We start from the raw sequence: 13,694 nt of genomic DNA on the forward strand, positions 1-13,694 counted from the left end.
CGCCCGGAGACGTACCAGCAGGCCTTCTACGCCCGCGACCTCGCCGGCACCGTCGTGCTCGTCGGCGTGCCCACCCCCGAGATGAAGCTCGAACTGCCGCTGCTGGACGTCTTCGGCCGCGGCGGCTCCCTGAAGTCCTCCTGGTACGGCGACTGCCTGCCCAGCCGCGACTTCCCGATGTTGATCGACCTCTACCTCCAGGGCCGCCTGGACCTGGACGCGTTCGTCACCGAGACGATCCAGCTCGACGAGGTGGAGAAGGCCTTCGAGCGGATGCATCAGGGCGACGTCCTGCGCTCGGTGGTGCTGCTCTGATGGCCCGCGTGCGCGTCGAACGTCTCGTCACCTCGGGCACGTTCTCGCTGGACGACGGCACCTGGGACGTCGACAACAACGTCTGGATCGTCGGCGACGACCACGAGGCGATCGTCGTCGACGCGGCCCACGACGCCGACGCGATCGCCGAGGCCGTCGGCGACCGGGCCCTGTGTGCCATCGTCTGCACCCACGCCCACGACGACCACATCAACGCAGCGCCCGAACTGGCCGCCCGCACCGGTGCCCCGGTCCTACTGCACCCGGACGACCTGCCGCTGTGGAAGCAGACGCATCCTGACCGGATGCCCGACGCCGACCTGGCCGACGGGCAGCCCCTGTCGGTGGCCGGCGTCGAACTGACCGTGCTGCACACGCCCGGCCACGCCCCCGGCGCCGTATGCCTGTACGCGCCCGCTCTCGGAGCGCTCTTCAGCGGCGACACCCTCTTCGCGGGCGGGCCGGGGGCCACGGGAAGGTCGTACAGCCACTTCCCGACCATCGTCGAATCCATCCGCGACAGGCTGCTCACGCTGCCCGCGGACACCACCGTGCACACCGGTCACGGGGAGACGACCACCGTCGGCGCCGAGGCGCCGCATCTGCAGGAGTGGATCGACCGCGGTTTCTGAGGGCTGAGCAGGGCCGTAGTCGCAGGCGAGCCCGCTTTTCCGTCCGGCGCGGTCCGGACGGGAAAGCGGGCTCGCCTGCGCTCGAATCGTTTCTCATGCTGCCGCAAGTTGCATATTGAGCAACTGGATTCGGGCCATAAACCTGCTCCCGGAACGCCTTGACAGCGGTTCTGGGCGACCCCAGACTGATGTTGCGCTTACCGCAATCCGTTTCGTTATACGCACCCGAGGTGTCATGATGATTCCCGCGTGCCGTCTCGCGGATCTCCCGCGAGGCGAGGCCTTCAGGCTCGACATCGATCCACCGGTCTCGGTGTTCCACACCGACGACGGCGAGGTCTTCGCCATCGACGACACCTGCACCCACCAGGACGCCTCGCTCGCCGACGGCTGGCTGGAGGGCCGCGAGGTGGAATGCCCGCTGCACGCCTCGAAGTTCGCCCTCGAAACCGGCGCGGTCGACGCCCCGCCGGCCCGACTCCCGGTGCGGACGCACGAGGTCGTGATCGAGGACGGCATGGTCTACGTGCGCCTGTCCACGGACGCCCCGAACCTGCCGCCCTGCATCGCCGCCCGCCTCGCCGGGGGTATCGCGTGAGGACGGTCGCCGTGGTCGGCGCCTCGCTGGCCGGTCTGTCGGCGGCCCGCTGCCTGCGCAAGCAGGGCTACGACGGACGGCTCGTCCTCATCGGCGACGAACCCCACCGCCCGTACGACAGGCCGCCGTTGTCCAAGGAGTTCTTGGCCGGAACGATCGGCGAGGCCGATCTCGTCCTGGAGACGGACGGCGAGGACCTGCGGGCCGAGTGGCTGCTCGGCGCCCGCGCCACCGGACTCGACCCGGCACGGCGCGCGGTCCGGCTCGCCGACGGGAGGGAGGTCCGCGCCGACGGCGTCGTCATCGCCACCGGCGCCGCCGCGCGCAGCCTGCCGGGCTCGGAGGGCCTGGCCGGAGTGCACACCCTGCGCACGCTGGACGACGCCCGCGCCCTGCGGGACGAACTGGCCCGCGGGGGACGGCTGGTGGTGATCGGCGGCGGCTTCATCGGCGCCGAGGTCGCTTCCACCGCCTGCGCCCTGGGACGGGACGTGACAGTGATCGAGGCGGCCCCGACCCCGCTCGCCGGACCGCTCGGCGAGACCATGGGCGCCGTCGTCTCCGGGCTCCACGCGGACCACGGGGTACGGCTGTTGTGCGGCGTCGGTGTCAAGGGCCTCAGCGGTGAGCGCCAGGTCGAGGCCGTGCTGCTGGAGGACGGCCGCACCGTCCCGGCGGAGATCGTGGTCGTCGGGGTCGGCGCCCGCCCGTGCGTCGAATGGCTGGAGGGCTCCGGCGTCCAGCTCGACAACGGCGTCAAGTGCGGCGCCGACGGGCGGACCAGCCTGGCCGGGGTGGTCGCGGTCGGCGACTGCGCCAACTGGTACGACCCCCGGGCGGGCACCCACCGCCGCGTCGAGCACTGGACCGGCGCCCGTGAGCGCCCCGACGCCGCCGTCGCCACCCTGCTGGCGGGCGGCGCGCTGGAGCCAGGTGTGCCCCGGCCACCGTACTTCTGGTCCGACCAGTACGGCGTGAAGATCCAGTTCGCCGGGCATGCGGCCGGCGCCGACAGTGTGACGGTCGAGGAGGGGGTCGTGGACGATCGCAACGTCCTGGCCGTCTACCGGCGGGCCGGTGTGCCGGTCGCGGTGCTCGGAATGAACCAGCCGCGTCTGTTCATGCGCTGGCGCAAGAAGCTTGCCGCTTCGCTGTGAGCGCCGACATGGGTTGTTGTCCGTGCGCGGCTCCGTCGTGGTTGCTCGCGCCCCGCGGCGGAGCCGCATGTCGACACAGTCCCGCGCCCCTTCGGGGCGCTCCCCTCAAGCCCCTCCAAGTCCTCCGAGGAGTGCACCGTGACCTCGACCAGCCTGCCGGACAGCCTGATCGCCACCCTGCCCGGTTCCTCCTACACGGACCCGGCGCTCTTCGCCCAGGAGCAGGAGCGCATCTTCGAGACCATGTGGTTCTGCGTCGTGCGCTCGTCCGATCTCGCCCGGCCCGGCGCGTTCCGGACCGTCGACGTGGGCCGCGAGTCCCTCCTCGTCACCCGGTCGCGCGACGGGTCGATCCGCGCGTTCTTCAACGTGTGCCGCCACCGCGGCGCGCGGCTGTGCACCGAGGAGTCCGGCGAGGTCAAGCGGGCCTTCCAGTGCCCGTACCACGCCTGGACCTACGGCCTGGACGGCAAGCTCGTCGCGGCGCCCAACCTCACCAAGATGCCGGACGTCGGCCGCACCGAGTACGGCCTGGTGAACGTGGCCGTGCGCGAATGGCTCGGCTATGTCTGGGTCTGCCTCGCCGAGGACCCGCCCTCCTTCGAGGAGGAGGTCATCGGGGACGTCGTCGCCCGCCTGGGGGACGTCGAGTCGATCGACCACTACGACATCGCCGGCCTCTCCGTCGGCAAGCGGATCGTCTACGACGTGAAGGCCAACTGGAAGCTCATCATCGAGAACTTCATGGAGTGCTACCACTGCGCCACCATCCACCCCGAACTCACGGAAGTACTCCCGGAGTTCGCGGACGGTTACGCCGCCCAGTACTACGTCGGACACGGCGCGGAGTTCGGTGAGGACGTCAAGGGGTTCACCGTCGACGGCTCGGAGGGACTGGACCGTATCCCGGGTGTCGCGGACGACCAGGACCGCCGGTACTACGCCATCACCGTACGGCCGCAGGTTTTCATCAACCTCGTCCCCGACCACGTCATCTTCCACCGGATGTACCCGGTGGCCGTCGACCGCACGATCGTCGAGTGCGACTGGCTCTACCTGCCGCACGTCGTGGACGGCGGCAAGGACGTCAGCCGGTCCGTGGAGCTCTTCGACCGGGTCAACCGCCAGGACTTCGACGCCTGCGAGCGCACCCAGCCCGCCATGAGCTCCCGGCTGTACGCCAAGGGCGGCGTCCTGGTGCCGAGCGAGCACCACATCGGGGCGTTCCACGACTGGGTGCACGAGCGCCTGGGCACCCGGCAGCCTCGGTAGCCGGACGGCTCAGCCCAGGTATCCCATCCGGTGGCTGATCTCCTCCGCGCCCTTGAGCAAAACCGGCGCCAGCTCGTGCATGCGGCCCTCGGTGAAGCGGTAGGCCGGGCCTGAGGCGCTCAGCGCGGCGATGACCTGGCCGTCACGGTTGCGGACCGGCGCCGCCATGGCGTGCAGGCCGATCTCGAACTCCTCCAGGGTCCAGGCGTACCCGCGCTCGCGCACCTCGGCCAGGCTCTTCTCGAGCTTCGTCTTCGCCGTGATGGTGCGCGCGGTGACCTTCTTCAGACCGGCCTCGGCCAGCAGGGCGGACCGTTCCTTGGACGGCAGGTGCGACAGCAGCACCTTGCCGCTGGAGGTGGCGTGCAGCGGGGTCAGCTGGCCGACCCAGTTGTGGGCCGTGATCGCGCCGGGGCCGCGCACCTGGTAGAGGTTGATCGCGTAGTGCTCCTGCATGACCGCGATGTTGACGGTCTCGCCGAGCTCCTCGGCGAGCCGCTCGCACACCGGCCGGCCCTGCTGCGTGATGTCGATACGGCCCGTGACCGCTCCGGCGAGACGCACGATGCCGAAGCCGAGCCGGTACTTCCCCCGCTCACCCGCCTGCTCCACCAGCCCGCGCGCCTCCAGCGCACCCAGCAGACGGAAGGCGGTGGACTTGTGCACGTCGATCTCACCGGCGACCTCACTCACACCTGCCTCACCGCGCTGCGCGAGGATCTCCAGCACGCTGATGGCACGGTCGACCGACTGCACCCCGCCGGCCGGTGAATGGGATGTTTCCTTCTCTTCACTGTGGTTGCTCACAGCGAAACTATACGCGCACTACGGCACAAGTTGTTACCTGCCGGTATAGAAATGGGCGCCGTCGCGTCGTATGCAACGTCGCCGGAAGACGGCATCAAAGGCGCGTAAAGATTGCCGGGATCCGGCAATGAATCACCGTGTCCCACCGTGTCAGGATTCCGTCAAGCCGGAGATCGGCGACGGGTGAGAGGGGGCGGCACGGATGGCCTGGTTTCTTGGACTCGGCATCGCGGGGGTCGTGCTGCTCGCCCTGTCGCTGGTCTTCGACGGGCTGCTGGACGGTGCGTTCGACGGCGCGCTGGGCGGTGGTCTCGACGGGTGGCTGTCGCTGCCGGTCGTCGCCGGTTTCGTGGCGATGACCGGCTTCGGCGGGGTGATCGCCCAGGCGGCCACGGGGGTCGGCCTTGTGGGAGCCACCACCGTCGGCGCGCTGTCGGGGGTGGGCACGGCGTGGCTGACGTATGGCTTCAGCCGTGCCCTGATGCGTGATCGGACGGCGGTGGCGCCCACCGGGAACGACCTGGTCGGCACGTCCGGGAGCGTGGTGACGGCCATTCCCGCCGACGGGTTCGGCGAGGTGTTGCTGCAACTCGCCGGGCAGCGGCTCAAGTTCGCGGCGCGAAGCGCCACCCCGGTGGCCCGGGGCGCCGAGGTGTGGGTGGAAGCGGCGCCTTCCGCGACCTCGGTCCTGGTGCGCCCCGTGGACCGCTGACCGTCGGCTCCCTACGCCACCTTCCCTCTGTTCTCGCACCTCTTCTGTTCCTGCATGTCCTTTTCCTCTACGTGAATCGGGGGCACTGTCATGAGTCCTGTCGTGGTCGCCGTGGTCGGAGTCGTCGTACTCCTCGTCCTGCTGGCACTGGTCGTCGTCACGCGCTACAAGGTCGCAGGGCCCAGCGAGGCGTTCATCGTCACCGGGCGCCGCGGCAAGAAGGCCACCGACCCCGAGACCGGACGGATCTTCACCGACAACAGCGGGCAGAAGGTCGTGGTCGGCGGCGGGGTCTTCGTCGTGCCGTTCGTGCAGCAGAAGTTCAGCCTCGACCTGTCCTCCCGGCACATCCCGGTCGCCGTGCGCGGCGCGGTCACCCTGCGCGGAGTGAAGGCCAACCTGGACGGCGTCGCCATCGTGAAGGTCGGCGGCACCGAGGACTCCATCCGTGCCGCGGCCCAGCGCTTCCTGATGCAGCAGGACGGCATCGTCGGCTTCACCCAGGAAGTGCTGTCCGGCGCGCTGCGTGCCATCGTGGGCCGGATGTCGGTGGAGGACGTCATCCGCGACCGTGCCGCGTTCGCCGGCCAGGTCGCGGAGGAGGCGGAGGCGAGCCTGTCCGGGCAGGGCCTGGTGCTGGACGCCTTCCAGATCCAGGACATCACCACCGAGGGCTCCTACCTGGAGGACCTCGGACGGCCCGAGGCGGCACGGGCGAAGCAGGAGGCCGACATAGCCGAGGCGGTGGCCCGGCGGGCGGCCGAACAGGCCCGGCTGAAGGCCGAGGAGGAGATCGCGGTCGCGCAGCGCACGTTCGCCCTGAAGCAGGCGGAGATCAAGGCCGAGACCGACGAGGCCGGGGCCCGTGCGGCGGCCGCGGGCCCGCTGGCGGAGGCGGCCAGGCAACAGGAGATCCTCACCGAACAGGAGAAGGTCGCCGAACGGCAGGCCGCACTGACCGACCGCCAGCTCGACACCCAGGTCCGCAAGCCCGCCGACGCCCAGCGCTACGCCGCCGAGCAGGAGGCCGAGGCCAGGCGGGTCGCCAGGGTCAAGCAGGCCGAGGCGGAGAAGGCGGCGGGCATCGCGGCCGCACAGGCGGAGTCCGAGCGGGCTCGGCTGACCGGTGAGGGCGAGAAGCAGCGACGCTCCGCCCTGGCCGAGGCGGAGGCTGTGGAGGGCCAGAAGAAGGGCGAGGCCGAGCGGGCCCGGCGTGCGGCGGTCGCGGAGGCGGTCCGGCTGGAGGGCGAGGCCGAGGCGGCGGCGATCGGCGCCAGGGGGACGGCCGAGGCCGATGCGATGCGGAAGAAGGCCGACGCGTTCGGGCAGTACGGTGACGCGGCGGTCCTTCAGATGCTCGTCGAGGTCCTGCCGCAGGTGGTCGCCAAGGCGTCCGAACCGCTCGGCGCCGTGGACAAGATGACCGTCATCTCCACCGACGGAGCGAGTCGGCTGTCGCGCACCGTCGCCGACAACGTGGCCCAGGGGGTGGAACTCATCAGCTCCACCACCGGACTCGACCTCGCCGAGTTGCTGAAGGGCATCACGCGGCAGGCCGACGGCACGCGGCCCGAGCCCGCCGCCAACGGAAAGATCGAGATCGCCGGTTGAGCCTTGAGCCGCACGGCTGTCCGCGGACCGCACGCCTCCCCTGAGCCCGGGACCTCAGGACCGCGCATTGCCGCGATCCGGCAGTATTGATGCCCTGGCGACGCGCGATCCCGGTGCCAGGACGTCGCCGGGAACGCATCGAGGACGGGGAGAGGCGCGTGACGGTGTCGGAGACGGACGAGGACCACCTGACGGCATACGCCCGCATCCTGTCCGATGTCTGCGCCACCGGCCGCCGCCTCACCCGCGACGAACTGGATTCCCTGCGCGCCCAGGGGGAGCGCGCCGCGGAGGCGGGGCACGGACTGCGGACACTGGTCCGCCGCCATCTCGCGGCGACCCGCACGATATGGCCCACACTGCCGGCCGCCGGAGGGGAGCGCACGCTGGCCGCCGTGGAGCAGGCCATCGACGCCTTCGCCGAGGGACACGAGCGGGCGCAGAGGCTCGCCGTGCGTCAACAGGAGGCCGCCCGCCGGGAGTTCGTCGACGACCTCCTCCACGGCCGCAGCCACCTGGGCCGGCTCGCCGAACGCGCCGAGCGCTTCGGCCTGCTGCTCTCCCACGCCCATGCGGTCGCCGTGTCGCAGGGCCACACCGCGGTCGACGACACGCACCCGGCCACCCGGCAGGTGGAGAGCGCGCTGTCCGCGCGGTTCGGTGAGCGGCGGATCCTGCTCGCCACCAAGGACGGGCGGCTGATCTGCATCGCTCCCGGTGACCAGGACGAAGTCCTGACGTTCTTCGCCAAGCAGGCGTACGCGGTCACCGAGGGCGGCCGGGTCGCCGTCGGACGGGCCCATCCCGGCGCCGGCGGTGTCGTCCACTCCTACGAGGAGGCGCTCAACGCTCTCGACCTGGCCGAACGCCTGGACCTGGACGAGCCGGTCCTGCGCGCCGCCGATCTCCTGGTCTACCCGGTCCTCACCCGGGACCGGCAGGCCATGGCCGATCTCGTCCGCAGCACACTGGGCCCCCTGCAGGCCGCCCGTGGCGGGGCACAGCCCCTGGTCGACACCCTGACCGCGTACTTCGACGCGGGCTGCGTCGCGGCCGAGGCGGCACGCCGGCTGAGTCTGAGCGTGCGCGCCCTGACCTACCGGTTGGCGCGCATCCACCAGCTCACCGGCACCGACCCGGCCGACCCCGTGCACCGCTACACCCTGCAGACCGCCGTGATCGGAGCCAGGCTGCTCGGCTGGCCGGACGCCGAGGTGTGACCCTCACCCGGCTCGTGGTCGTGCCGGTTCAGGCGAGGGCGAAGTAGCGCACCCACACATAGGCGACGGAGACCGCCACGGTTGCCGCCGTGACGACCAGGCCGTACTTGGTGAACTGCCAGAAGGAGATGGGCTGCCGGTTGCGCTCGGCGATACCGAGGACGACCACGTTCGCGGAGGCACCGATGGCCGTGGCGTTGCCGCCCAGGTCGGCCCCCAGCAGCAGGGCCCACCACATGACGTGGTCGCTCGAACCTCCCATGTCGTGCACGAGATCGGCCGTGATGGGCGCCATGGTGGCGACGTAGGGGATGTTGTCGACGATGCCCGACAGCACCGCGGAGCCGCCCAGCAGGGTCATGGAGCCCCCCAGTTCGCTGCCGCCGATCAGATCGGCGAGCTCGTGGGAGACCTCGCTGACGACGCCCGTGTCGATGAGGCCACCGATCATGACGAAGAGGCCGGCGAAGAAGGCCAGCGTGGGCCACTCCACCTCGGCCAGGACCTCGGACGTGTCCACCGTGGAGACGGCGACGAGCAGTCCCGCGCCGAGCAGGGCGACGATGCTCGGCTCGTAGTGCAGCACCGGATGCAGCACGAACCCGGCCACCACCAGGGCCAGCACCACCAGCCCCTGGACGAGCAGGCGCGGATTCCTGATGGCCTCGCCCTCCTCCAGGGCCATGATCTCGGCGGCGCGCTCCTCGTCGTAGACGAAGGATCCGCGGAACATCACCCGGCACAGGGCGATCAGGACGGCCACCAGGACAGCCGCGAGCGGGGCGAGGTGGACGACGAAGTCGTTGAAGGTCAGGCCGGCCCGGCTGGCGACGATGATGTTGGGCGGGTCGCCGACGAGGGTCGCCGTGCCGCCGATGTTCGAGGCCATCACCTCGGCGATCAGGAACGGCGCGGCGGGCAGCGCGAGACGCTCGCAGACCAGCAGGGTCACCGGGGCGATCAGCAGGACCGTCGTGACGTTGTCGAGCAGTGCGGAGGCGACCGCCGTGATCACGACGAGCATGGCCATGACCCGGAAGGGTCGCGCGTGCGCGCGCTTGACCGCCCAGATCGCCAGGTACTCGAACATGCCGGTCTTCTTCAGCACACCGACGATCATCATCATGCCCATCAGCAGGAAGATGACGTTCCAGTCGATGCCGGAGTCCTCGGAGTAGAACGCCGAGACGTCGTCGGTCGCGCCGATCGCCAGCATCAGGCCGGCGCCGCCGAGGGCCACGGCGACACGGTGGATCTTCTCGCTGATGATCAGGGCGTATGCGCCGACGAATACGACGAGCGCCGCCCAGCTGTGCCAGTCGTTCATGGTGCTCCGCCTGCGGCGCGTTGGACGACTGCGGAGGCGAACACTGGGGCGGTCGGGGAAAGCCGTCGCCGACGAGTGCGCACCATGGCCTGCACCATCGCGGACGCTCCGATCGGAAGAGACAGTGATCCCCTGCTCGCCGACCAGACTTCCCGGCACACCGAGGCAGACCCTACCTTCTCTTGACGCCTCTTTGACAGATCACTGACGGCGCAAGGAGGCCCGCACGGAAGGGATACCGACCGCCGACGGTGTCAGGAGGCCGCGTTCAGCAGCCGCTCCAGAAGGTGGGAGGCGGTGATCACGCCGAGCAGACGCACACCGGTCCCGTCCTTGTCCACGACCGCCACGAGAGGGCTGTGCACCTGTGCCATCAGGGCCGCCACTTCCAGTGCCGTCGAGTCCGGCTCGGCCACTGGTGGCGCGGGAACGCTCTTTGTGAGGCAGTCGCGGACGGTACGGCCCTTGAGCGCCTGGCAGAGACGGTCCGCATGGCGCTCGTCGACCACCGCGGCCAGGGTCGGGTCGTCGATGACGTAGCCCGGGACGACGGCCTTGACCATCTGGGAGGCGGGCAGGATCGCCTTCGGCGCACCCCTCTCGTCGAGGACCAGCAGGGCGGGCAGCCTGTGTTCGGCCATCAGCCGCGCCGCCGACATCGCGTCGGTGTCGACGCCGACGGTCTCGTACTCCACTACCAGGTCACGTGCCCGCACGGTCGGCTCCAGCTTTCGCTCTGTGTTCCTCTACGTTCTCCACGTTCCTCTGCAAGGAAGCGTCACGCGGTCTGCCGTGTCCAGACCAGCCTTCATGAGCGAGCGCGGCGAGCGCGGGAACTTCGCTGGAGGACGCATGACCGTGGAGAGGCCGACGCCCGGGTCCGCACTGCTGTCCTGGACGCCGGCGGCGGTGATGGCGGTCGTGGCCGGGGCGGACATCGTGGCCGGTCCCGGGGTGGGGTTCCTGCCGCTGGTCTCGCTCGGCCCGGCGTTCTCCGGACTGGTCGGCGGGTGGCGGCGTACGGCGCTGACCGGTGCGGTGGCGCTGGTCCTGTGCGTGGCGCTGGGGGTGTACGACGGGCTCTTCGAGGAGCGGCGGGGCTTCACGGCGATGGCGTCGGTCGCGGGAGTCACCGGCGTGGGCGTCGCGGCCGCGGTGACGCGCAGGCGCCGGGAGGCGGAGCTGGCCAGTGTTCGGTCGATCGCGGAGGTGGCGCAGGGGGTGCTGCTGCGGCCGGTGCCGCGTACTGCGGGTCCGCTCCAGGCGGCGGTGTCGTACACGTCGGCGGTCGCCGAGGCGCGCATCGGCGGCGACCTGTACGAGATGGTCGCCTCACCGCACGGGATCAGGGTGATCGTGGGTGATGTGCAGGGCAAAGGGCTGGCAGCGGTGGAGGCCGCCGCGGTGGTGCTCGGTGCCTTCCGGGCAGCGGCCCACGACGAACCCGACCTGGTGAGCCTCGGCGAGCGTCTGGAGCGCAGCGTGGCTTCCCGCAACCGCTCGCATTCGCCCTGCCTCTCGGGTTGGGGGCGCACGGCGCCGACGGCCCGAAGCCCTACCGGGTGGACTTCGCTCCCGGGGAACAGCTGCTGCCGTACACCCGACGGGGTCACCGAAACGCGGGACGCGGGGGGATCGTTCTACCCACTTGGTGACCGGGCGGACTTGCTCAAGGACCCCGACGCCGAGCGTGCCCTGGAGGCCCTGTAAGGGAAATCCGCACGAGACCTGACGCTCCTTGCGGTGGGCAGTGCCCGGTCATGCGTCGCTGTCAGCGGCGGTGCGCGGCCCTGCACGCCCGCGACGCCTCGACGACGCTGCCGTACAGAAGGGCCGGTCGGTCGAGGTCCGCGGTCTTGAGGGCGTTGCGCGCGTCCGGGCCGGCGACCAGGGTGAGCATGCCGCCCCCGGCGTGGATGGTGCGCCGGGCCGCCGCCAGGAGCTGGATGCCGGCGTTGTCGAAGCGTGTCACCCGCTGGAAGTCGATCACGAACTGGCGGTGCCCCACCCGCAGCAGCCGGACGAGCGGCCCGCACAGCAGGGGCGCCGACTCCGCGTCGAAGACCCCCTCCGCCTCGATGACCAGGAGGTAGGCATCCATCCAGCGAGGCGTGAGCCGCAACGGCTGCACCTCCATGTCCGCCTCCCGCTTCGCGGTCCCGGCCACCCGCAGGCAGGGCCCTTCGGGTTCTCGCCTGCCCAGACCGCCGCATGTCATGCGAATCTGTCGCCCCGTCGCGCATCCGGCGGCCCTGCTACGGCTCTTCGAGGTTGCGTTGTTCGCAACCTGGTGCGCATCGCGGTACGGCGCTAGCATGCGTCGGACACCGACGGCGCGAGCGAGACGAGGCACCATGGCTCCCCTGCACTACGACTTCGTCATCGTCGGCGGCGGTTCGGCCGGCAGTGCGCTGGCGAATCGACTCTCCGCCGATCCGGCCCACCGCGTGCTGGTCCTGGAGGCCGGCCGGTCCGACTATCCGTGGGACGTCTTCATCCACATGCCGGCGGCGCTGACCCACCCGATCGGCAACCGCTTCTACGACTGGAAGTACGAGTCGGAGCCCGAGCCCCACATGGGCGGCCGCCGCGTCTACCACGCCCGCGGCAAGGTGCTGGGCGGCTCCAGCAGCATCAACGGCATGATCTTCCAGCGCGGCAACCCCATGGACTACGAGCGCTGGGCGGCCGACCCCGGCATGGAGAGCTGGGACTACGCGCACTGCCTGCCGTACTTCCGGCGCATGGAGAACTGCCTCGCCGCCGACCCGGACGACGAGTTCCGCGGCCACGACGGCCCCCTCGTCCTGGAGCGCGGCCCGGCCACCAACCCGCTCTTCACCGCCTTCCTCAAGGCCACCGAGGAGGCGGGCTACGCCCCCACCGATGACGTCAACGGCTACCGTCAGGAGGGCTTCGCGAAGTTCGACCGCAACGTCCACCGCGGACGCCGCCTTTCGGCGTCGAAGGCCTACCTCAAGCCCGCCATGAAGCGGCCCAACCTCACCGTGAGGACCCGCACCCTGGTCACCCGCGTCCTGTTCGAGGGCAAGAAGGCGGTCGGGGTGGAGTTCAGGCGCGGCAAGGGCGCCGTACAGCAGGTCCGCGCCAAGGAGGTCATCCTCTGCGGCGGCGCGATCAACTCCCCGCAGCTGCTGCAGCTGTCCGGCGTCGGCAACGCCGAGGAACTGCGCGCCCTCGGCATCGACGTCGTGCACGACCTGCCGGGCGTCGGCGAGAACATGCAGGACCACCTGGAGGTCTACATCCAGTACGCCTGCAGGCAACCCGTCTCCATGCAGCCGTATCTGGCGAAGTGGCGGGCGCCCTACATCGGTCTGCAGTGGCTGTTCAGGAAGGGCCCGGCGGCGACCAACCACTTCGAGGCCGGCGGCTTCGCCCGCAGCAACGAGGACGTCGACTACCCCAACCTGATGTTCCACTTCCTGCCGATCGCGGTCCGCTACGACGGCTCGGTGCCCGCCGGCGGCCACGGCTACCAGGTCCACGTCGGGCCCATGTACTCCAACTCCCTCGGCTCCGTGAAGATCAGGAGCAAGGACCCGAACGTGAAGCCGGCCCTGCGCTTCAACTACCTCTCCACCGAGCAGGACCGCCGCGAGTGGGTCGAGGCCGTCCGCGTCGCGCGCAAGCTCCTCAACCAGCCCGCGCTCGCCCCCTACAACGGCGGCGAGATCTCACCCGGACCGTCCGTGGAGAGCGACGAGGAGATCCTCGCCTGGGTCGCCAAGGACGGCGAGACCGCCCTGCACCCCTCCTGCACCTGCAAGATGGGCACCGACGAGATGTCCGTCGTCGACCCCACCAGCATGCGGGTGCACGGCCTGGAGGGCCTGCGCGTGGTGGACGCGTCGGTGATGCCGTACGTCACCAACGGCAATATCTACGCCCCGGTCATGATGGTCGCCGAGAAGGCCGCCGACCTGATCCTGGGCAAGGAGCCGCTGCCCGCCTCCAAGGCCGCGTACTACCGCCACCCCGACGCGAAGAAGCAGCGCGACGCCCAGAAGCAGACGGGGTGA

12 protein-coding genes and 2 pseudogenes are annotated in these 13,694 nt (G+C 70.5%); 10 read left to right on the top strand and 4 right to left on the bottom strand.

The window, feature by feature from the left end:
- From MQN93_RS23140 to MQN93_RS23160, 5 genes and pseudogenes are all read left to right on the top strand, one after another.
- A pseudogene (locus MQN93_RS23140) lies at positions 1-315 on the top strand (S-(hydroxymethyl)mycothiol dehydrogenase); the annotation flags it as partial.
- Complete coding sequence (locus MQN93_RS23145; RefSeq protein WP_242711100.1) at positions 315-947, top strand: MBL fold metallo-hydrolase; 633 nt, start codon at positions 315-317, stop codon at positions 945-947. The pseudogene MQN93_RS23140 and the gene MQN93_RS23145, both read left to right, overlap by 1 nt.
- Positions 948-1,182: 235 nt before the next feature.
- The gene (locus MQN93_RS23150; protein WP_242711101.1) at positions 1,183-1,545 is read left to right on the top strand and encodes a bifunctional 3-phenylpropionate/cinnamic acid dioxygenase ferredoxin subunit; all 363 of its coding nucleotides are present in this window, start codon (positions 1,183-1,185) and stop codon (positions 1,543-1,545) included.
- Complete coding sequence (locus tag MQN93_RS23155; protein ID WP_242711102.1) at positions 1,542-2,702, top strand: NAD(P)/FAD-dependent oxidoreductase; 1,161 nt, start codon at positions 1,542-1,544, stop codon at positions 2,700-2,702. The genes MQN93_RS23150 and MQN93_RS23155 overlap by 4 nt, the downstream gene beginning before the upstream one ends.
- A 138-nt stretch (positions 2,703-2,840) precedes the next feature.
- Positions 2,841-3,974, top strand: coding sequence for an aromatic ring-hydroxylating oxygenase subunit alpha (locus MQN93_RS23160; RefSeq protein WP_016433872.1), 1,134 nt, complete (start codon positions 2,841-2,843; stop codon positions 3,972-3,974).
- Positions 3,975-3,983: 9 nt separating this feature from the next.
- Here MQN93_RS23160 and MQN93_RS23165 read toward each other — a convergent pair whose 3' ends face one another.
- Positions 3,984-4,730 (bottom strand): IclR family transcriptional regulator, encoded by a 747-nt coding sequence (locus tag MQN93_RS23165; RefSeq protein ID WP_037781526.1) that lies wholly within the window; start codon positions 4,728-4,730, stop codon positions 3,984-3,986.
- Between the two features lie 253 nt (positions 4,731-4,983).
- On the opposite strand from MQN93_RS23165, the gene MQN93_RS23170 reads away from it, so the two are divergent.
- From MQN93_RS23170 to MQN93_RS23180, 3 genes are all read left to right on the top strand, one after another.
- Positions 4,984-5,493, top strand: coding sequence for an NfeD C-terminal domain-containing protein (locus tag MQN93_RS23170; protein ID WP_242711103.1), 510 nt, complete (start codon positions 4,984-4,986; stop codon positions 5,491-5,493).
- A gap of 90 nt (positions 5,494-5,583) precedes the next feature.
- Positions 5,584-7,104, top strand: coding sequence for an SPFH domain-containing protein (locus MQN93_RS23175; RefSeq protein WP_242711104.1), 1,521 nt, complete (start codon positions 5,584-5,586; stop codon positions 7,102-7,104).
- 158 nt (positions 7,105-7,262) lie between these two features.
- The gene (locus MQN93_RS23180; protein ID WP_016433868.1) at positions 7,263-8,324 is read left to right on the top strand and encodes a PucR family transcriptional regulator; all 1,062 of its coding nucleotides are present in this window, start codon (positions 7,263-7,265) and stop codon (positions 8,322-8,324) included.
- 28 nt (positions 8,325-8,352) lie between these two features.
- On the opposite strand, the gene MQN93_RS23185 is transcribed toward MQN93_RS23180, so the two are convergent.
- Together MQN93_RS23185 and MQN93_RS23190 are read right to left on the bottom strand one after the other, a co-directional pair.
- Entirely contained in the window at positions 8,353-9,651 is a 1,299-nt protein-coding gene (locus tag MQN93_RS23185) for an ArsB/NhaD family transporter (protein WP_242711105.1), read from the bottom strand.
- Positions 9,652-9,905: 254 nt separating this feature from the next.
- Complete coding sequence (locus tag MQN93_RS23190) at positions 9,906-10,367, bottom strand: CBS domain-containing protein (protein WP_242711106.1); 462 nt, start codon at positions 10,365-10,367, stop codon at positions 9,906-9,908.
- Positions 10,368-10,503: 136 nt separating this feature from the next.
- On the opposite strand from MQN93_RS23190, the pseudogene MQN93_RS23195 reads away from it, so the two are divergent.
- Positions 10,504-11,358, top strand: a pseudogene (locus MQN93_RS23195) (SpoIIE family protein phosphatase); the annotation flags it as partial.
- 64 nt (positions 11,359-11,422) lie between these two features.
- Here the strand turns inward: MQN93_RS23195 and MQN93_RS23200 are convergent.
- On the bottom strand, positions 11,423-11,818 hold the full coding sequence (locus MQN93_RS23200) for an STAS domain-containing protein (protein WP_158693307.1): 396 nt from the start codon (positions 11,816-11,818) through the stop codon (positions 11,423-11,425).
- A gap of 187 nt (positions 11,819-12,005) precedes the next feature.
- Between MQN93_RS23200 and betA the strand changes: the two genes are divergently transcribed.
- The gene (betA, locus tag MQN93_RS23205; RefSeq protein ID WP_242711107.1) at positions 12,006-13,694 is read left to right on the top strand and encodes a choline dehydrogenase; all 1,689 of its coding nucleotides are present in this window, start codon (positions 12,006-12,008) and stop codon (positions 13,692-13,694) included.

It is taken from the genome of Streptomyces spinosisporus (assembly GCF_022698145.1).
GTDB lineage: Bacteria > Actinomycetota > Actinomycetes > Streptomycetales > Streptomycetaceae > Streptomyces > Streptomyces spinosisporus.